This window comes from Gemmatirosa kalamazoonensis, from assembly GCF_000522985.1.
GTDB lineage: Bacteria > Gemmatimonadota > Gemmatimonadetes > Gemmatimonadales > Gemmatimonadaceae > Gemmatirosa > Gemmatirosa kalamazoonensis.
Window position 1 is genome coordinate 656,345 of sequence record NZ_CP007129.1, and the last position, 19,339, is coordinate 675,683.

19 protein-coding genes are annotated in these 19,339 nt (G+C 73.7%); 10 read left to right on the top strand and 9 right to left on the bottom strand.

Features of this window, described 5'->3' with window-relative positions; genetic code table 11:
- The first annotated feature begins 16 nt into the window (after nt 1-16).
- Entirely contained in the window at nt 17-1,585 is a 1,569-nt protein-coding gene (locus J421_RS25830) for a pyridoxal phosphate-dependent decarboxylase family protein (protein ID WP_104023298.1), read from the top strand.
- Between the two features lie 63 nt (nt 1,586-1,648).
- On the opposite strand, the gene J421_RS25835 is transcribed toward J421_RS25830, so the two are convergent.
- Both J421_RS25835 and J421_RS25840 read right to left on the bottom strand, forming a co-directional pair.
- Complete coding sequence (locus J421_RS25835) at nt 1,649-2,182, bottom strand: hypothetical protein (RefSeq protein ID WP_025414013.1); 534 nt, start codon at nt 2,180-2,182, stop codon at nt 1,649-1,651.
- A gap of 42 nt (nt 2,183-2,224) precedes the next feature.
- The gene (locus tag J421_RS25840) at nt 2,225-2,800 is read right to left on the bottom strand and encodes a DUF3455 domain-containing protein (protein WP_025414014.1); all 576 of its coding nucleotides are present in this window, start codon (nt 2,798-2,800) and stop codon (nt 2,225-2,227) included.
- Between the two features lie 46 nt (nt 2,801-2,846).
- Between J421_RS25840 and J421_RS25845 the strand changes: the two genes are divergently transcribed.
- Together J421_RS25845 and J421_RS25850 are read left to right on the top strand one after the other, a co-directional pair.
- Nucleotides 2,847-4,301 (top strand): MFS transporter, encoded by a 1,455-nt coding sequence (locus J421_RS25845; RefSeq protein ID WP_025414015.1) that lies wholly within the window; start codon nt 2,847-2,849, stop codon nt 4,299-4,301.
- A 69-nt stretch (nt 4,302-4,370) separates the two neighbouring features.
- Entirely contained in the window at nt 4,371-5,570 is a 1,200-nt protein-coding gene (locus tag J421_RS25850) for an alpha/beta hydrolase (protein WP_104023300.1), read from the top strand.
- Nucleotides 5,571-5,599: 29 nt separating this feature from the next.
- Here J421_RS25850 and J421_RS25855 read toward each other — a convergent pair whose 3' ends face one another.
- Complete coding sequence (locus J421_RS25855) at nt 5,600-6,244, bottom strand: hypothetical protein (RefSeq protein WP_025414017.1); 645 nt, start codon at nt 6,242-6,244, stop codon at nt 5,600-5,602.
- 2 nt (nt 6,245-6,246) lie between these two features.
- Entirely contained in the window at nt 6,247-7,653 is a 1,407-nt protein-coding gene (locus tag J421_RS25860) for a selenium-binding protein SBP56-related protein (protein WP_025414018.1), read from the bottom strand.
- A gap of 186 nt (nt 7,654-7,839) precedes the next feature.
- Between J421_RS25860 and J421_RS25865 the strand changes: the two genes are divergently transcribed.
- The 3 genes from J421_RS25865 to J421_RS25875 all read left to right on the top strand — a co-directional run bounded on the left by J421_RS25865 (nt 7,840) and on the right by J421_RS25875 (nt 11,942).
- The gene (locus J421_RS25865) at nt 7,840-9,105 is read left to right on the top strand and encodes a radical SAM protein (protein WP_025414019.1); all 1,266 of its coding nucleotides are present in this window, start codon (nt 7,840-7,842) and stop codon (nt 9,103-9,105) included.
- A gap of 87 nt (nt 9,106-9,192) precedes the next feature.
- A complete protein-coding gene (locus J421_RS25870) occupies nt 9,193-11,472 on the top strand; it encodes a hybrid sensor histidine kinase/response regulator (RefSeq protein WP_025414020.1) in 2,280 nt (759 codons plus the stop codon).
- 38 nt (nt 11,473-11,510) lie between these two features.
- Complete coding sequence (locus tag J421_RS25875) at nt 11,511-11,942, top strand: hypothetical protein (RefSeq protein WP_025414021.1); 432 nt, start codon at nt 11,511-11,513, stop codon at nt 11,940-11,942.
- Nucleotides 11,943-12,123: 181 nt separating this feature from the next.
- On the opposite strand, the gene J421_RS25880 is transcribed toward J421_RS25875, so the two are convergent.
- A complete protein-coding gene (locus J421_RS25880; protein WP_025414022.1) occupies nt 12,124-13,299 on the bottom strand; it encodes a hypothetical protein in 1,176 nt (391 codons plus the stop codon).
- A 98-nt stretch (nt 13,300-13,397) separates the two neighbouring features.
- On the opposite strand from J421_RS25880, the gene J421_RS25885 reads away from it, so the two are divergent.
- Nucleotides 13,398-13,817, top strand: coding sequence for an NFACT RNA binding domain-containing protein (locus J421_RS25885; RefSeq protein WP_025414023.1), 420 nt, complete (start codon nt 13,398-13,400; stop codon nt 13,815-13,817).
- Here the strand turns inward: J421_RS25885 and J421_RS25890 are convergent.
- Nucleotides 13,790-14,467 carry a hypothetical protein gene (locus tag J421_RS25890; RefSeq protein WP_025414024.1) on the bottom strand — a complete coding sequence of 226 codons (678 nt, stop codon included), beginning with the start codon at nt 14,465-14,467 and terminating at the stop codon, nt 13,790-13,792. The two genes, J421_RS25885 and J421_RS25890, sit on opposite strands and share 28 nt — an antisense overlap.
- A 106-nt stretch (nt 14,468-14,573) precedes the next feature.
- Nucleotides 14,574-14,936 (bottom strand): hypothetical protein, encoded by a 363-nt coding sequence (locus J421_RS25895; protein WP_025414025.1) that lies wholly within the window; start codon nt 14,934-14,936, stop codon nt 14,574-14,576.
- Between the two features lie 140 nt (nt 14,937-15,076).
- Between J421_RS25895 and J421_RS25900 the strand changes: the two genes are divergently transcribed.
- Nucleotides 15,077-15,661: a DinB family protein gene (locus J421_RS25900; protein ID WP_104023302.1), complete on the top strand. Its 585-nt coding sequence runs from the start codon at nt 15,077-15,079 to the stop codon at nt 15,659-15,661.
- Nucleotides 15,662-15,710: 49 nt separating this feature from the next.
- Entirely contained in the window at nt 15,711-15,983 is a 273-nt protein-coding gene (locus tag J421_RS33745) for an acyl carrier protein (RefSeq protein WP_025414027.1), read from the top strand.
- Nucleotides 15,984-16,003: 20 nt separating this feature from the next.
- Here the strand turns inward: J421_RS33745 and J421_RS25910 are convergent, their stop codons facing one another.
- Complete coding sequence (locus tag J421_RS25910) at nt 16,004-18,112, bottom strand: protein kinase domain-containing protein (protein WP_025414028.1); 2,109 nt, start codon at nt 18,110-18,112, stop codon at nt 16,004-16,006.
- Complete coding sequence (locus tag J421_RS25915) at nt 18,109-18,726, bottom strand: ECF-type sigma factor (protein ID WP_104023405.1); 618 nt, start codon at nt 18,724-18,726, stop codon at nt 18,109-18,111. The genes J421_RS25910 and J421_RS25915 overlap by 4 nt, the downstream gene beginning before the upstream one ends.
- 135 nt (nt 18,727-18,861) lie before the next feature.
- Between J421_RS25915 and J421_RS25920 the strand changes: the two genes are divergently transcribed.
- Nucleotides 18,862-19,323, top strand: a complete 462-nt coding sequence (locus J421_RS25920; protein WP_025414030.1) for a hypothetical protein — start codon at nt 18,862-18,864, stop codon at nt 19,321-19,323.
- The last annotated feature ends 16 nt before the right edge of the window (nt 19,324-19,339 follow it).

Here is a 19,339-nt window from a genome sequence, read left to right on the forward strand (position 1 = left end):
CACTGGAGTGAACGCGATGCAGCCGTCCGGCCCGACCCACACCCGCGCGCGCCCGCACGACGCGGCGACCGCTTCCGCGCCGCTCGCCCCCGTCACCGACCTCGCGTGGGACGCCGACCGCGCGCGCGCCCTCGGCGCCGAGGTGGTCGCCTTGTGGGCCGAGCTGCTCGAACGACTGCCGGCGATGCCGGTCGCCGGACGCGCGAGCGTCGCCGACGTGCGCGCCGCCGTGGTGCGCGCGGTGCCCGAGGAGCCGCTCGCGCCCGAGGAGCTCGTCGCCGCGCTGCGCACGATCGCGCTGGAGCATGCGACGTACACCGGACATCCCGGGTTCATGGCGTACATCACCGGCGCCGGCACCGTGCCCGGCGCGGCCGCGGACCTCATCGCCGCGGTGCTGAATCAGAACGTGGGCGCGTGGCGTCTCGCGCCCGCGGCGACGGAGATCGAGCTGCACCTCGGTCGCTGGTTCGCGAGCCGACTGGGTCTGCCGTCGACGGCGGGCGGCTACGTGACGTCGGGCGGCGCGATGGCGGCGTTCATCGGCCTCAAGGCGGCGCGCGACGCGCGGGCGGGCTGGCGCATCCGCGAGCTGGGGACGCGCGGCGGCCCGCCGCTCACGCTCTACGCGTCGTCGCAGGCGCACGACGTCAACACGCGCGCCGCCGACATGCTCGGTCTCGGCCGCGAGGCGGTGCGCGTGGTGCCGTGCGACGGCGAGCTGCGCATGCGCGTCGATGCGCTGCGGGCGTGCGTCGCGCGCGACGTGCGCAACGGCTACCAGCCGGTCGCCGTGGTCGCCACCGCGGGCACGGTGTCCACCGGCGCGATCGATCCGCTCGATGCGATCGCCGACGTGTGCGCCGAGCATCGGCTGTGGATGCACGTCGACGGCGCGTACGGCGGCGCCGCCGCGCTCACCGACGCGCTGCGCCCGCGCTTCCGCGGCATCGAGCGCGCCGACTCGGTCGCGTTCGACCCGCACAAGTGGCTGTACACGCCGCACTCCGGCGGCGTGATCGTCGTGCGCGACATGCAGACGCTGGCCGACGCGTTCTCCATGGAGCCGAGCTACGTGTACGAGGACAAGGAGCTCACCGGGCGCGGCGTCGACCTGTACGGGCTCGGCCCGCAGTTCTCGCGCGGCTTCCAGGCGCTGAAGATCTGGATGTCGCTGCTCGCACACGGGTGGAGCGCATACGAGCGCCGCATCGCGCACGACGTCGCGCTCGCGCGGCGGCTGCACGATCGCGTGGTGGCGAGCCCCGTGCTGGAGCCCGTGGGCCCGCCGCCGACGCTCTCCATCGCGTGCTTCCGCTACGTGCCGCGCGAGCTGCGCGACCGGCGCGGCGAGGCGCAGGCCGAGGACTACCTGAACCGGCTGAACGCGCGTCTCATGACGGAGCTGCAGCTCGGCGGCCGCGTGTTCCCGTCGAACGCCGTGATCGACGGACGGTTCGCGCTGCGCGCGTGCATCGTGAACTTCCGCACGGAGGCGGCGGACATCGACGCGCTCGTCGACCAGGCCGTCGCGACGGGCGAGGCGCTCCACCGGACGGAGCGCGCGTCGTTAGGCACCGCCTGACGCGAACGCGGCCCCGCGCCGGGTGGGCGCGGGGGCCGCGTCGCCATCCGCACGAGCGCGGCGCTACCGGCCGAGCGCCGCGCGGATCGCGGCGAGGTGGTGATAGCTGTGCCGCAGCGCGTGGTCCTCGACGAAGAACTGGCACGTCAGCGGCGCGTCGGCGTTCAACGACACCGGCGCGGCCTGGTCGAGCTGCTCGTCGCTGAACGCGCGAACCGCGGCTGCCGCGGCCGTGCTGTTCGCCCACAGCAGGTCGAGCGCCGCCTCCTTCGTCACGTCCGCGTTGTCGGCGGCGTGGCGCGCGTTCAGCGCGTGGATGTCGTTCCACGTCACGCCCGCCACGGCGTTCCCGGTGGCGAGCGCCTGCGCGAGCTGGATCTCGAGCGGGTACATGGTCGCGACGTGGTGCACGAGCACGCCGATCGCGCGCCCATCCTTCACGCGCGTGGTCCATTCGTCAGACGTGAGCGACTCGGCGAGCGTGGCGAGCTGGCGTGCGCCGCGCTCGAGGCGCTCGGCGAGTGCCTCGCTGCGGCGGCTCGTGGTCCCGCTACGCGTGTAAGACCCGCGAACGTCCGCAGTGGTGTCGGTCGACATTGGCTTCTCCGTGAAAGGGATGTTCGGATCGGCGGGTCGAGGCTACGGCGCGCGGTAGAAGTAGTAGTCCGCCGTGTACGGCACGCGCGCTTCCTCGCCCACCGTGCTGCCCGGTGCGCTCGGCGCGTTTCCGCCCACCGTGTTCAGCCGCTGGATGAACTTCGTGTCCTCGAACACGCCGGGGCCGTCGGCGACCGCGTCGAGCACGAGCCACGCGATCGCGGTGGGGTTTGGCGTGCAGCGGCCGGTGACGGTGCCGACGACGCGGCTCCCGCTCAGCGTCTGCCACGTCGGGCCGCCGAAGTGCGTGCCGACCAGCGCATTCTTGCTCGCGTCCGCGAACAGGTCCGCGGCGGGCGCGACGAACGCCCAGCTCGTGCCGTTCCAGCGGTAGATCTGCACGCCCGTCGCGAACGCGTGGAACGCGACCGTGCTGCCGTCGGGCACCTTCAGCAGCGTCTGGCAGCTGCCCAGGTCCGGGAACCGCGCGGCGTCCGCCTGCGGGCCGACGGGACCGAGAGCGCCGCCGGCCGTACGATCGGCGCACGCCGCGAGGACGATCGCGGCCGAGAGGGCGGCGATCGCTCGTGGCAGCGCGCGGGCTGTCGTGGTGATCATGGGTATGCGGTTCGGGTATGATGTCACATCCTCAATCGGGTACTACGTGAACAGTCGGCGGAAGCGGACACGCCATGCGCAGACAGGCACTGCGCCGACGCGCGGCGCCCTGTCGCTCGACGGCGCCGCGGGACGATGGGTCGTCGCCGCCGCCGTGCTCGGATCGAGCGCGGTGTTCCTCGAGGGCACGGTCGTCAACGTCGCGCTGCCGCCGATCGGGCGCGACCTCGGGTTCTCGCTCGCCGCGCTGCAGTGGCTCGTCGACGGCTACCTGCTCACGCTCAGCGCGCTCATGCTGTTAGGCGGCGCGCTCGGCGACCGCTACGACCGGCGGCGCGTCTTCGCGGTCGGCTGCGTGGCGTTCGGGGCGAGCTGCGCCTGCGCGGCGCTCGCGCCGACCGCCGCGCTCCTGCTGCTCTGCCGCGTGGTGCAGGGCGCGGCCGGCGCGCTGCTGGTGCCTAACAGTCTCGCCCTGCTGGAGACGTCGTTCCGCGAGGCGGACCGCGGCCGCGCCATCGGCCACTGGACGGCGTGGTCCGCCGTGTCCACCGCGGCCGGGCCGTTCGCCGGCGGCGGGCTGCTGCAGATCGGATCGTGGCGCTGGGTGTTCGCCACCATCGTGCCCGTGGCGCTCGCCGCGGCGTGGGCCGCATGGCGCCACGTCGCACCGGCGGCGCGCCGCGAGGGCGCCGCGCCGAGCGTCGACGTCGGCGGCGCGCTGCTCGCCACGCTCGGCCTGGCCGGCACGACGTGGGCGCTCATCGAGGGACCGACGCGCGGCGTGCGCGACGCGTGGGTGCTCGGCGCCGTCGCGATCGGCGTCGGTGCGCTCGTCGCGTTCGTCGTCGCGGAGCGGCGCGTGGCGCACCCGCTGCTGCCGCTCTCGATCTTCCGCTCGCGGCAGTTCAGCGGCGCGAACGGCACGACGCTGCTCGTGTACGCGGCGCTCGGCGGTCTGTTCTTCCTCCTCATGCTCGAGCTGCAGAACGTGCTCGGCTACGGGCCGCTCGCCGCGGGGACGGCGCTGCTGCCGTTGAACGCGCTCATGCTGCTCGTGTCCCCGCGCGCCGGCAAGCTCGCGCAGCGCATCGGGCCCCGCCTGCCGATGACGGTGGGCTCGCTCGTCGCGGCCGTCGGGATGCTGCTCTTCGCGCGCGTCGGGCCCGGCGCGCACTACGTCGACACGGTGCTGCCGGCGATCCTCGTCTTCGGCGTCGGGCTCTCCGTGCTCGTGGCGCCGCTCACCGCCGCGGTGCTCGGCGCGGTGGACGACGAGCTGGCCGGCGTCGCCTCCGCGCTCAACAACGCGGTGGCACGGCTCGCGGGCCTGCTCGCGATCGCCGCGCTGCCGATCGCCGCCGGCTTCGGCGCGGCGCGCGAGGCGTCGGGGCGCGCGTTCGCCGCGGGATTCTCGCGCGCGATGGTGATCTGCGCCGGGCTGTGCGCGGCGGGCGCCGTGGTGGCGTGGGCCACCGTGCGACGCGGCCGGCGCGCCGCCTAACGCCGGAGATCGCCCCGGCGACCCGCCGCGCTCTTGCGGGCGACGCCCTGCATCGGCAAGGTGGGAGCCATGGCGACCCCCCTTCCGGACGGCGTGGTCTACGCGTTCGGCGACTGCGAGCTGGACACGCGGCTGCACGAGCTGCGCTGCGCCGGCGAGCGTCGGCACGTCGAGCCGCAGGTGTTCGACGTGCTCGCGTACCTGTTCGCGTCGCGCGACCGACTGGTGACGAAGGAGGAGCTGCTCGACGCGGTGTGGGGCCATCGCTACGTCGCGCCCACGACGTTGAACAGCCGGATCAAGCACGCGCGGCAGGCGGTCGGCGACGACGGCGCCGCGCAGCGCGTGATCCGCACGGTGCACGGGCTCGGCTTCCGCGTCGTCGCCGACGTCGAGGAGCGCGTCGACGAGCGCGCGACGTCGAGGCCCGAGCAGCGGATCCGGTTCTGCACGGCGGCCGACGGCGCGCGCATCGCGTACGCGACGAGCGGGACCGGCCCGCCGCTCGTGAAGCCGGCGAACTGGCTCACGCACCTGGAGTACGACTGGGACAGCCCGGTCTGGCGCCACTGGCTGCGCGAGCTGTCGCGCGACCACACGCTCGTGCGCTACGACGAGCGCGGCTCCGGGCTCTCCGACCACGACGCCGAGGACCTGTCGTTCGACGCGTGGGTGCGCGACCTCGAGACCGTGGTCGACGCGATGCGGCTGGAGCGCTTTCCCCTCCTCGGCCTCTCGCAGGGGTGCGCCGTCGCGATCGCGTACGCCGCTCGCCATCCGGAGCGCGTGAGCCGCCTGGTGCTGTACGGCGGCTTCGCGGAAGGGGCGCTCGTGCGCGCGCGGACGCCGCAGGCGCGCGAGGAGGCGGAGATGTTGATGCGCCAGCTCCCGCTCGGCTGGGGACGCGACAACCCCGCGTTCCGCCTGTTCTTCGCCGCGCGCTTCCTCCCCGAGGGCACGCCGGAGCAGATGCGCTGGTTCAGCGAGCTGCAGCGCGTCACGACGTCGCCCGACATCGGCGTGCGGCTGCGCTCCACCGCGGCCGAGATCGACGTCACCGCGCTCGCCCCGCTCGTCCACGCGCCGGCGCTCGTGCTGCACGCCACGGGCGACGCCGCGGTCCCGTTCGACCAGGGACGCGCGCTCGCTGCCCTGCTGCCTAACGCCACGTTCGTCTCGCTCGACAGCCGCAACCACATCCTCCTCGAGGAGGAGCCCGCGTGGCCGCGCTTCGTCGACGAGGTGCGGCGGTTTCTGGCCGGGGATTAGTGGGGCGTGGAGCACCGCATGCTCGAGCCTCACACCAGTGCAGCCACCGCCGCCGCGATCAGCGCGCCGGCCCACAGCGCGTTCAGGTTGATCCACGCGCGCCGCAGGATGCGCAGCCCCACCTTCTCGTACACGACGATCGCGATGACGACGGTCGCCACGAGATAGCCGAGCGTGTGGACGAGCGGGGCGGCGACGCCTAACGAATCCGTGGTGGCGACGCCGGCGGCCATCATGTGGTGATGGTGCGGCTGCACCGGCATGCTCGCCGCCGCGCCGAGCACGAACGGGAGCACCATCAGCCCCGCGCCGTGCGCCGATGCCATCAGGAACGACCAGGTGGCCAGCTCGCGTGCGCCGACGCGCATCCCCGCGAGCTGGACGTGGCGATGGCGCACCAGCCCGTCGACGCCGACGAGGAGCAGCGCCACCGCGACGCCCCATCGCAGCGCGCGCGGCGGCAGCACGGTGCCTAACGTCAGTGCGAGCGCCACCGCCGCGCCGACGGCGAGCGCGTGGCCGAGGGCGAGCGGACCGAGCGCGCGCCACACCGCGCGCCGGTCGCGTTCCTGCAGCCCACGTCCCACGGCGAACAACCACCCCATCGCCGGGTTGATGCCGTGCACCGCGCCGAGGAGCAGCAGCGAGATCCACGGGAACGATGCGGGGTGCATGGTCACTCCGCGTAGCAGAACGAATCCGACGACGCGTCGCCGCCCTCGAGCCGCACCTGGTGCGGGCGCAGCCCCTCCTCGAACTCGACGAGGAACTCGCGGTCGAGCGCGATGCCGCCCGTCGGCTCGGCGTCGATCTTCGCCATCCAGCCGCGGATGCCGTCGGGATAGAACTGCGCGTCCCACGCCGAGTAGAGCCCGTTCGTCAGGTACACGCGCCGCCCGTCGCGGCTCACCTCCACCATCTGCGGGCCGCCGTTCAGCGGTCGCGCCGGGTCGCTCGGGTGCGACGCGCGGCTCGCGATCCCGCCGAGGCGCAGCGAGCCGGCGAGCCGCGGCGCCGTCGGATCGCTCACGTCGTAGCGCCGCAGCTCGCCGGTGCCCCAGCACGACACGTACAGCCAGCGATCGTCGAGCGAGAGGTTGATGTCGGTGACGAGCGGCGGCACGGCGCCGAAGCCCTTCAGCAGCGGCGGCAGCACGTCGGGATCCGCCGGCTCGGCCGGGATCGTGATCACCTTGCGCGCGCCCCACGTGCCGGTCTGCTCGTCGCGGTACCACATCCAGATGGAGCTCGACAGATCGGCGAGCGACAGCACGACGCCGACGAAGCCGTACGCGTGACGCGGATCGTGCGCCGGCCGCAGCTCGAGCACCATCTGCTGCTCGGCGCCGAGGTCGATCGTCTGCTCGTGCTTGCGCGTGCGCAGGTTCCACACGTGCAGCGCGTGCCCGTACTTGCCGGCGAGCAGCAGCTCCGGGTTCACGCCGTCCTTCACCATGTTCGGCGTGCCCCACTCGCTCGTGATCATCGTGTCGTAGCCGAGGTGCCACCAGAAGTCGTAGGCGAGATACTGCGGGCCGCGGTCGCGCTCCCAGCGTCCCTTCAGCTCGAACGTCTCGTGGTCGAGCACGAAGATGCCGCCGGGACCGGCGCCGTCGGGGGCGCCTAACGCGTTCACGTACACGCCGTCGGGGCCGCAGTGCACGGTGTGCGGCGCCGAGTAGCCCGTCTTCCGCATCACCTCCTCGCCCTCGATCACCTTCACGAGCCGCGGGCGGCGCGGGTCGGGCTGCGTGTCGACGACGTGGATGCGCGAGCTGTTCGTCCCCGGCAGGAGGAGGAAGCGCCGCTCCATGTGCGGGTTCGGCGCGTACGCGCACAGGTGCGAGCTGCACGCGTTCCAGCCGAAGTGGTGCAGCTCGTTGCCGCCGTTCGGTAGCTCGAGCCGCCCGACCAGCCGGCCGTAGTCCGGTGACGCGGGATCGGTGTCGACGACGCCGAGGGCGTCCTTCTTTCCGTTCTCGCCCGCGGTCAGCAGCGCGACGTACGCGAGCGACTCGGCGGGCGCCTCGATGGCCATCGTGGGCGAGGGGTAGAACGTCGGGTCCGGAAGCAAGCGAGCCATGTGGGTCTCCTGTGGGTTCGCCGCAGCATGCGTCCGACTGCTCCGACGATGCTTGGAGACGGGAGGGAGATTCGGTGGAGGTTCCGCGGAGGCCGGCTGTCCGAAACGTTCGCCACTGGTCAGGCGTCGGTGTTTGTTCGGGCTCGCCCGACACCCAGCCGCACACCGATCGACCGGAGACCCGCCGTGGACCTGAACGAGAAGCTCGCCGTCCTCATGTCGTACGCCGCCGACGACCGCGAGGGCGTGCCGTCGACCGCGCCGCTGCCGCCGCGGCTCCGGAACGCCGGCGCCGCCGGCGCGCTCGGTCCGCTGAACCTCCGGAACGTCCGCGTCCCCGGCCGCGGCCGGGCGACGCTGCTGCGCGTGCTCATGACGAACGCGTGCAGCTACAACTGCCACTACTGCCCCATGCGCCGCGATCGGGAGATGCCGCGCACGCTGCTCACCCCGGAGGAGCTCGTGCGGATCTTCCTCCAGGCCCGCGCGCGCGGCTGGTGCGACGGGCTGTTCGTCACCACCGGCATCCCCGGCCGGCCGGCGCCGGTCGCCGACAAGCTCATCGCCGTCCTCGAGATCCTCCGCTTCCGCGAGCGATTCGACGGCTACGTGCACGTGAAGCTCGTGCCCGGCGCCGAGCCGGCGCAGATCGAGCGCATCGTCGCGCTCGCGAACCGGGTGTCGCTCAACCTCGAGGCGCCGTGCGGCGCGTCGCTGAAGTCGATCGCCCCCGAGAAGGATTTCGACCTATCGGCGGCGAGCCTCGCCCACGCGCAGTCGCTCGTGCGCCTCGAGCGCGCCGAGCGCCGCGACGGGAAGCCCGGCGACCGGCTGCGCCCGGGCGGCGTGGCGGGGATGACCGTGCAGTTCGTCGTCGGCGCGACGGCGGACAGCGACCGCACGCTCGTCGGCAAGGTGAACGAGCTGTACGCGACGGGCGGGCTGCACCACGCGCACTTCAGCGCGTTCCGCCCCATCCTCGATACCCCGATGGAGTCGGCCGCGGCGACGCCGGCCATGCGCGAGCACCGGCTGTATCAGGCCGACTGGTTGCTGCGCGACTACGGCTTCGAGGCGTCGGAGATCGCGTATGACGCGCGCGGCAACCTGCCGCTCGACGTGGACCCGAAGACCGCCGCCGCGCTCGCGCAGCGCGACCGCTTTCCCGTCGAGGTGCGCACCGCGGCCTACGAGACGCTGCTGCGCGTGCCCGGCATCGGGCCGGCGACCGCGCGCCGCATCGTCGACGAGCGCCGCACGACGACGTTCCGGTCGCTCGCCGACCTGAAGCGGCTCGGCGTCGCCGTGGCCCGCGCGGCCGGCTTCGTGACGCTCGGCGGGCGGCGGCTGCAGGACGTGCGGTGGGTGTCGCAGCTCTCGCTCTGGGACGACGGCGACGAGGTCGGCGCGGCGCACCGGACGTTCGCGTTCAGCCCGGGGACGTTCCGGTGACGCGGCACGGCGGCTCGTTGCGGGGTGGGGCCCCCATTCGTATTCCCTGAGACAGGAGTTCCTCGTAGGCCCCGCACCGCCGCACCGTTGTTCTCCCCGCACGCGCACCGCTTCTTCGAGCTGTCGACCGACCTGCTCTGCCTCGTCGGCCGCGACGGCAGGTTCCAGCGCGTCAACCCGGCGTTCGAGCGTACCACCGGGTGGCCGTCCGAGAAGATCGTCGAGCTGCCGTTCCTCGCCGTCGCGCACCCGGAGGAGTACGACCGGCTCGCCCACGCGTGGGCGGCCGCGCTCGGCGGGGGCGCGCCGGAACCGGTGCAGCTCCGTGTCCGCTGCCGCGACGGCTCGTACCGACGCATCGCGTGGCGCCTCTCGGCGGCCGACGCGAGCACGGTCTGCGCGGTCGGCCAGGACGTCACCGAGCGCGAGGCGACCGCGCTCGTGCTGCGTGCGACCGAGGCGAGCTACCAGCACATCGCGGCGAACGTCCCCGGCCTCGCCTACCAGTGGGTGTACCGCGCCGACGGGACCGCGGGCTACACGTTCGTGAGCGAGGCCTCGCGCACGCTGTTCGGCGTCGAGCCCGAGGCGGCGCTGCGCGACCCGGAGGCGCTGCTCGGTCTCATCCACCCCGAGGAGCGCTCACGCTTCGTCACGCTCGCCCGCGCCGCGGCGACGACGCTCGGCCCGTTCCGGTGGGAGGGGCGCGTGGTGCTCGCGAACGGCGCCGTGCGACACGTCGAGATCGCGGCCCGCGACCAGCGCCTCGCCGACGGCAGCGTCGTGTCCGACGGGCTGATCACCGACGTCACCGAGCTGCGGCAGGCGACGCGGCAGCTCGAGGAGAGCGAGCAGCGCTATCGCTCGCTGTTCGAGCACAACCCCGACGCGGTGTTCAGCTTCGACCTCGACGGACGCTTCGTGAGCGCGAACCCGGCGTGCGAGGAGCTCTCGGGCTACGCGCCCGACGCGCTGGTCGGCGAGTCGTTCGAGCCGCTGGTCGTGCCCGAGGACCTCGAGACGGCGCTCACGAACTACCGCCTCGCCGCCCGCGGCACCGCGACGCGCTTCGAGGTCCGCCTGCGCCATCCCGCCGGGCGCGAGGTGCGCATCGGCGTGACGAACGTGCCGATCATCGTCGGCGGGCGCATCGTCGGCGTGTTCGGCATCGCGAAGGATCTCACCGCCCAGCGCGCGCTCGAGGATCGTCTGCGCCAGGCGCAGAAGATGGAGGCCGTCGGCCAGCTCGCCGGCGGCGTCGCGCACGACTTCAACAACTTGCTCACCGTCATCCTGAGCCACGGCGCGTTCGCCGCCGACGCGCTCCCCGCGGACAGCGTCGCGCACGCCGAGTTGGGGCAGGTGCTGTGCGCCGCCGAGCGGGCGCGAGCGCTCACGCGGCAGCTGCTCGCGTTCGGGCGCAAGCAGGTGCTGCGTCCGCGTCCGCTCGACGTGAACGGCAAGGTGACCGACGTCGCGAGCATGCTGCGCCGCGTGATCGGCGAGGACATCACGCTGGAGACCGTGCTCGAGCCGGCGCCGTGGCCCGTCGTGGCCGACGCCGGGCAGCTCGAGCAGGTGCTCATGAACCTCGCGGTGAACGCGCGCGACGCGATGCCTAACGGCGGCACGCTGCGCCTGCGCACCGAGAACGTCACCGTCGCGCCCGACGCGCTGGCCGACGTCCCCGCGGGCGCGTACACCACACTCGTCGTCGAGGACACGGGCATCGGCGTCGCGCCGGAAGTGCGCCCGCACCTGTTCGAGCCGTTCTTCACCACGAAGCCCGTCGGCAAGGGCACGGGGCTCGGGCTCGCGACCGTGCACGGCATCGTCGAGCAGTCGGGCGGCTTCGTGCACGTCGAGAGCGCGCCGGGCCGCGGCAGCCGATTCACGGTCCTGCTCCCCGCCGCGGCGACGTCGGTGCCGACGTGCGACGCGGCGTGCGCACCGGCATCCGACGCGCGCGGCAGCCGCGAGACGATCCTGCTCGTGGAGGACGAGGAGGGCGTGCGCACCGTCGTGCGCCGGCACCTCGAGCGGCAGGGCTACGTCGTGCGCGTGGCGTCCACCGGCGCCGAGGCGCTGCGGCTCGCCGAGGCGCGCGTCGACCTCGTGATCACCGACCTGGTGATGCCCGAGCAGAGCGGCCGCGTCCTCGGCGAGCGGCTCGCCGCGCGATGGCCGCATCTGCCTGTGCTCTACATGTCCGGCTACACCGACGACGAGATCTTCCGTCGCGGACTCGGCGACGCCGGCGCGGCGTTCCTCGAGAAGCCGTTCACGGCGGAGCAGCTCGCCCGCGCGGTGCGGCAGGCGCTGTCGGGCGGCGTTGCCACCGCCGCCCGTCGCGCGTCTGGATCGTGAGGCCCGACGCCTCGCGTCCTCACCAGCATCCGCTGCCGATGTCCAACATCATCCGCACGTCCGTCAACCGCCTGGCGCTCCTCACCCTGTGCGTGGCCGCCGCGGCCTGCGCCCACGGCACGTCGAGCGGGGCGCGCGCGAGCCGCGCGATCTTCACGGCCGAGACGTCGCGACCGGATTCGGTCGTCGTGCGCGTCGTGAACAACGTCGCCCGCCCGGTCACGGTCTACCGCGTGGGCAAGGGCACGCGCGCGCCGCTCGGCAAGGTGAGCGCGGGCGCCGACGGTCGCTTCGCGCTGCGTGCGGCCGACGTCACCGGCGCGCGCATGATGCTCGCCGCGACGCCGGTCGGCGACAAGGCGACGGTGGAGTCCGCGCCGTTCCGCGTGGAGCGCGGCCAGGTCGCCGTGTTCGTGATCGCGCCGGAGCTCGGCGGCAGCCAGGTCTTCGTGAACTGGCCGAAGCACTGAGCGCTGCCTCGCGGCGTGCACGACTCGACGTACGTGTGTTCGTTGGACTGAAGAAGGACTGAAGGAGGACTGAAGAAGGAGAACACCAACGAGAGTGTTGGTCCTTCTTCAGTCCTCCTTCAGTCCTTCTTCAGTCCTGCACCAACACGTACGTGGAGCCGTGCTCCGCGGCACGGACTGCTCACTGGATCTGGATGTACAGCGGCACGGGCCACAGCCGCAGGATCTCCGCGCGCGACGTGGGCGGCTTGTCGTTCTTGCGCTTCGTGAACTGCTTCCATCCCGCGAACTGCACCGGCTCGCGCTTGATGTCGCGCCAGTACGTGTCGCGCTTCATCCACGGCGGGCCGAAGCCGTCCATGTCCATCACGATCTGCACGTTCGGGTCGAGCGCGATCTTGTCGGCGTGCGTCACGCCCGCCGGCGTGAAGCGGTGCACGACGAGGATCTTCGGCGGCAGCCCGTGCTTCTCGACGAGGTTCGACAGGAAGCGCGACGCGTAGTTGATGTCGGCCGCGTCGTACGTGCCGATGCGGCGTCCCGGGATCCCGCCGTTCTTCATCGAGAACTCCGGATCGATGCCGAGGTGCACGTCGGGGCGCACGAGGAACTTCTCGATCCACGGCAGCTCCGCCTGCAGCGTGCTCTGACCCACCTGCAGATCCACGAACAGCAGCGCGTTCCGGCTCCGCGCCCACCCGTACACCTTCTCGATCATCGCGCTGTCGTGCCGCGTGCGGTACTTGCCGCTCGGCCCCGGCTGCGCGTCGGCGACGAGCACGATGACGTGCAGCGCGGGCTGCACCGGATGCGCGGGATCGACCGCGTTCCACGCCGCCACTTCCGCGTCGAGCTTGCGGAGCATCTCGTCGGCCGGGAACTCGCCGAGGATGCCCATGCGCTTCGACTTCGGGTTGCCGTAGAACGCGACGATGCGCTTCGCGGGGAGGATCGATCCCGGCAGCGGCGCCGGCGCGTTCTTCACCGGCCACAGCGAGTCGAGCGCGAGGTCCACGCCTTTGAACGCCGGATGCCGGTCGCCCGACTTCGGGCCGAGGCGAGCGGGCCGCGGCGTCGTGTCGCCGCGCGCGGTGTCGCGGCCCGCCGTGTCGCGCGGCGTGCCGTCGCGCGGCGGGAGCGGCATGGTGTCCTGCACCGTCGCGCGTCGCGCCGCCTCGGCCGAGTCGACGAGCGGAACGCGCACGGAGTCCACGACGGCGACGCGCGGCGGCTGCGCGCCGGCGCTCGCGCCGCCGACCGAGCTGCCGCCTTCGGCGCAGGCCGCGATGAGCAGCGTGATCGCGGCGCGCGAGAGTCGGCGCGGCTCGGGGGATCGTTCGGCGTGACGGAGCGACATGGGCGGGAACGGCGGGGAGGCGCGCGGATCCGCGCTCACGCAGTGTAACCGGGGAGACGCCGGGCCCGCACGGCGTGGCGGCCTCGTAGATTCTGCGCGTGCCCTCATCCGAACGCTTCGGTCCCGCGGTCCCGAGCGGGATCCTCGAGTACGAGCTCCCCGATGACTGGCAGCTGTTCGCCGGCCGCACCGACGCCGCGAACGACTACGTCAGCATCAAGCTCGCGAAGCCGCGCGACCGCTGGTTCCACGTGCGCGGCATGCCCGGCGGACACGTCGTGCTGCGCGTACCCGCCGACCGCGAGCCCGATCGCGGGACGCTCGAGCGCGCGGCGGCGCTCGCGGCGTATCACAGCAAGGCGCGCACGGGCGGCGTGGTGCCGGTCTCGATGACCGAGGGGCGCCACGTGTCGAAGCCACGCGGCGCGAAGCCGGGCACGGTGGAGATCCGCAAGGAGACCGTGCTGAAGGTGCGCCCGCTCACCGACGATCAGGTTGCGGCGATGCGGCGCGCGTAGGCCGCCAGCGCCTCGAACTGCCGCGCGCGGCGACGCGCCCACGCCGGCAGCCGCAGCACGCCGACGATCATGAGCAGCACCCCGATCATCCCGGCGGCCCACGCGATCGTTAGGCGCTCGGCTCCCGCCGCGCCGCCCACGGTCGCGAGCAGTCGCGCGATCACCGCGACGACCAGCAGCAGCGCGCCGAACTGCAGGAACGCGCGCGCGTCGCCCTTGCGCGTGCGCAGCTCGAGCAGCGCGCCCGCGCCCGCCGGCTCGTGCGTCACGCGCAGGTTGCCGACGCGCCACTCGCGCCGCGCGCCGCTCACGCGCGTGCGTCCCGTCACCGAGAACGTCTCGCGGAGCTGCGCGACGAGCCGCTCCCAGTCCTCGTCCGAGAGGTGCCGCTGCAGCGGGACCGAACGCGAGACCGCGACGGGGAGCCCGAAGTAGCGGCTCCGTTCCGGCTCGACGTCCACGGCCCGGCGCTCGAGCGCGAGCGCCGCCGCGGCGACCGCCTGCGGCGCGAGGCCGGCCTCGGCGCCGATCTGCTCGAGGTCGGCGAGCGTCCACGTGCGCTCCGGCTCGTTCGCGGCGGCGGCCTCCGCCTCGGCCGCGAGCGCGAGAATGCGGCGGACGTCCTCGTCCGAGTAGCGGCGATCGGCCATGCGGTCCTCGGGGATGCGGGTGCGCGTGCGGTTCCCCTCCCTACGCGGCGTCGCGCGCGGCCGGTTTCGGACGACGCCGCCGCGGCGTTAGGCGGCCGATGCGCCGTCAGTGCCGGGTCGAGACCGGCGGGTCGTTGCGCACCATGTACTGCTCCAGCCCGTAGAACGTCGCCACGGCGCCGCCCATCGCGAGCACCCCACCGACGTTGCCCTTGATCAGCGCGCCGGCCACGACCCCCGCCACGCCGCCGGCCATGAACGCGACCGCCCGCCGTCCCCGCGCCCGCGACGCGGGATCGATCGCGACGACCGCGGGCCCGAGGGTCGCCGGGCGCGACGTCGGCGGGAGCAGGAGCCGGGGGTCGACGCGCGGGGACGCCGCCACGGCGACGGGCGCCACGGTGTCCTGCGCGGCAGCGGGGTGTGGCGAGACGGACAGCAGAAAGCCGACGACGAGTGCGCCGATCACGTGAGCATCTCCTTGCGGACGAGGTGGACGCCGCCCGGTGCAGGCCGCGCGCCGTCACCACGCCGTTGCGCGACACGGGGCCGCCGGGCAGTATCACCCGAACCCGCCGGCCCACTCGACGGCACTACCCAGGAGGCCCCATGAGGATAGCGCGTACCGCGTGCCTGGCGCTGGCCCTTCCGCTCGGCCTCGCCGCCCAGCCCCCGGCCACCCCACCGGCGAACCCGATCACGACGGCGTTCCGCGGCCGGACGATGGCGCTCCAGCGCAACCTCGCGCAGGCGTTCGACTCGATCCCCGAGGCGAAGTTCGGCTACCGCCCGACGCCGGCGCAGCTCACCGTGGGCTACATCGCGCAGCACCTGGCGAGCGACAACTACCTGTTCTGCAACGCGTTCGGCGACCAGAAGGCGCAGCTGCCGGACAAGGACACATCGACGCCCGACTCGCTGAAGGCACGGTGGCCGAAGGACTCGCTGGTCGCGAAGCTCAAGGCGTCGTTCGCGTTCTGCGAGACCGCGTTCGCGCAGCTCGACGACGCGAAGCTCGCCGACCAGGTGTCGATGACGTTCGGCGGCCAGACGCGGTCGGTCACGCGCGCGGGCATGGTGCTCGGCCACGCGCTCGACATGGCGGACCACTACAGCCAGATCGCGAACTACATGCGGCTGAACAACCTCGTGCCGCCGACGGCGCTGCCGCGGCCGACGCGCGCGGGCGAGTAGCCGGCACTCGGGCCGCCTAACGAAACGTCAGGAGCATCGACCCGCTCCCATGGGACTCGACATCGTCGAGCTGGTGATGGACGTCGAGCGCGAGTTTGGCCTCCAGATACCGAACGCCGAGGCGAAACGGTTCCGGACCGTCGGCCTGCTGTTCGACTACGTGCGCGCCAACACGACGCAGGTGGGCCCCCCGGCCCGCGGCGACCCGTACGCCGGGCCGCTCTGGGATCGGTACCTGCGCGTCGTGTCGCGGTCCGTCGGCGTGCCCCGCGCGGAGCTCCGGCCCGAGCAGGAGTTCGTCCGGGATCTCCGCCTCGACTAGGAGCGCGGCCTTAGGCGGGCTCAGCGCCGCACGATCACGAATTGCCCGCCGTCCGGCGACACGTCGTACATCGTGTTGAGCGCGGCCTGATACGGCGCGTGGAAAAGCACGCGCTCGTCCCCGACGGTCGCCGGCCCGCCGAGCATCGGCGGACCGACGCGCACCGCCACGAGCGCGTCGCCGCGCCAGTAGTACAGCTCCCGCCCGTCGCCGCGCCACACTGGGTCGATGCCCCCGCCCTGCGACACGCGCACACGCCGGCCGGACCGCGGGTACGAGTCGAGGTACACCTCTTGTTGCCCCGACTCGTCCGACGTGTACGCGATCCACCGTCCATCGGGCGACACGCGCGCGCCCGTCTCGTCGGCCGCCGTCGCGGCGTACGGGTGCGGGGCGGAGCCGTCCACCGGCTGCACGAGGATGTTGTGCCGGCCGAACGCGTCGTCGGTGACGAGCAGCGCGCTGCCGTCGCGCAGCCAGTCGCTCGGGAACTGCGTGCCGTCGCGTGTCGCGAGCGGACGCGCCGGCGTGCCGTCGAGCCGCCGCGCGGCGACGTCCTTGCCCCCCGGCGCGCTCACCGAGTACGCGACGACGGCGCCGTCCGGGCTCCACTGCGGGTCGTTGCTGTCCGCGTCGTCGTCGGTGATGCGCTGCGTCGTGCCGCGGGCGAGGTCGGTCACCCACACGTCGCTCGTGGTCCGCCCCGAGCCGAACGCGCCGTACGCGACGCGGCGGCCGTCCGGCGAGAAGCGCGGCGTCCACGGCCGCTCGGCGGGGATCGCGCGCACCGGCCGGCCCGCGCGGTCGACGACGACGAGCGACAGGCCGGACGACGTCGTCGCGCGCACGTCGACGTCAGGGGCGAGCGGGGGCGTGCTCGCGGGCGTGCTCGCCGGCCGCGCCATCGCCGGCGCGTCGCTCGCCCAGCGGTCGAGCAGCGACGAGCGCCCGAACAGGAGCCCACTCGCGAGCCCGATGCCGAGCGCGACGAGCGTCGCGTACACCATCACGCGCGCCGCCACGAGGCGCCCGGACGACGTCGCCGCGGACGGTGGTACGGCGGGCGGCGCGACGAGCGCGGCACCGAGCTCCGCGGCCGTCGCGAAGCGCGCGTCGGGCCGCTTCTCGAGCGCGCGGCGCACCGCCGCGTCGAGCGACGGCGGCACCTCGGGACGCCGCGTGACGAGCGGCGCCGGCGGCTCGTGCAGCATCCGCTGCAGCACCACCTGGCGCGACGCCCCCGACGCGAACGGCGGCTCGCCGACGAGCATCTCGTGCAGCACCGCGCCTAACGCGTAGACGTCCACGCGCGCGTCCAGCGCGCGCTCGGCCGCGGCCTGCTCCGGCGCCATGTACTGCGGCGTGCCGAGCGTGAGCCCCGTCAGCGTGAGCCGCTCGCCGCCCGCGTGCTCCAGCGCGAGCGCGATGCCGAAGTCGGCGACGAGCGCGTGGCCGTCCTGCAACAGCACGTTCTCGGGCTTCACGTCGCGGTGCACGACGCCGCGTGCATGGGCGTGGGCGAGCGCGTCCGCCACCTCGCGCGCGATGCGCACCGCCTCGCCGATGGTCAGGCGCCCCTCGCGCGCGAGCCGCGTCCGCAGCGTCTCTCCCTCGACGAACGGCATCGCGTACCACAGCAGATCGTCCGCGCTCCCCGAGTCGAACAGCGGCAGCACGTGCGGATGCTGCAGCGAGGCCGTGACGCGGATCTCCTCGAGGAAGCGCTCGGCGCCGACGGCCGACGCGACCTCGTCGCGCAGCACCTTGATCGCGACGGGGCGGCGGTGGCGCACATCGCGCGCGAGATACACGGTGGCCATGCCGCCGCGCGCGATCTCGCGCTCGATCTCGTAGCGGCCGGCGAGCGCGGCGGCGATGCGCGCCCGCTCCGGCGCGCGCGTCGGCGGCGTGGGCCCGACGAGCGCCTCCACCGCGGGGCGCCCCAGGAACGCGTCGGTCGACTCGTGGTGCGCGGCGAGGAGCGCCGCGACCTCGCGCCGCAGCGCGTCGTCGTCGCCGCACGCCTCGCGCACGAAAGTGTCGCGCCGCTCGGGCTCGCACGCGAGCGCGCCCTGGAGGACCGCATCCACCGCGCGCCAGCGCTCCGGCGTCATCGCCGGCGCCGTCATCCGTCGAGCTCCCGACGGAGCCACATGCGCGCCACGGCCCACTCGCGGCCGACGGTCGCCGGGGAGATGCCTAACGCGGTCGCCGCCTCGGCGATGCTGAGCCCCGCGAAGTAGCGCAGCTCCACGAGCCGCGCCTTGTGCGGGTCGAGGGTGGCGAGGCGCGCGAGCGCGTCGTCGAGCGCGAGCAGATCCACCGCATCGAGCGCCGCGGGCTCGGCGCCCTCGCGGTCCACGGCGCCTAACGTCACGCGCGCCGCGGCGCCCGGCCCGCCGCCGCGCTTCAGCGCGTGCCGCGTGCGCGCGTGGTCCACCAGCACGCGTCGCATCATGCGCGCGGCGACGGCGAAGAACTGGGTGCGGCTCTCCCAGCGCGCCTCGTGCTGGCCGTCGAGGCGCATCCACGCCTCGTGCACGAGCGCCGTCGGCTGGAGCGTCTGTCCCTCGCCCTCGCGACGCAGCACGAGCCGCGCCTGCCGACGCAGCTCCGCGTACACGACCTGCGCGAGCGCCTCCGACGCGTCCGCGTCGCCGGTGCCCCACGCGCGCAGCAGCTCGGTGACAGCGGGGGCCACCCGGACGTCGGGCGTGCCGCGGGGCGGCGTCGGCGTCGGCATCATCGCATTGAGAAGGAGAGGACGAACCCTGGCCTGGTCTTGGACACACACGGCGGTGAGTGGGTTTCGCTGCGTTTCGCGCGCTATGGGATGAGGCGCCGAGGGCGCCCGGTTTCCCCGTCCCTGGAGCACACGATGACTACGCCACGCACCCGTGCCGCCGTTTCACTCGTCGCCGCCGCGCTGACCACGCTCGCGCTCGGCGCTTGCGCCTCGCACCTGTCCCCGGTCGCGCGGGAGGGCGTCGCCGTCTCGCCCGGGGAGGCGATCGCCATCCGCTTCGACAACGAGGCGCAGGTCTACGTGGACGTCTATCTCATCGGCGATCAACGCGAGTGGGCGCTCGGTCGCATCGAGCCGGGCGCGCGCGCGACGCTGCGCATCCCGCAAGCGGCGCTGACCAACACGTCGGGGTTCGTGCGGCTCGCGGTGCTCGCCGGCGCGCAGCGCTCGGTCCAGGCGGCGCGCGACCCCCGCGCGACGTTCACGATCGCGCAGCCGGCGGGGATGCTGCTGTCGCAGCGGTGGACGTTCTCGCAGCGGCAGTCGTCGGCGCCGGAGATCTTCGGGTCGCACGTGGCGGCCGGCCGCCGGTAGCGGCGGCGGGACTCGC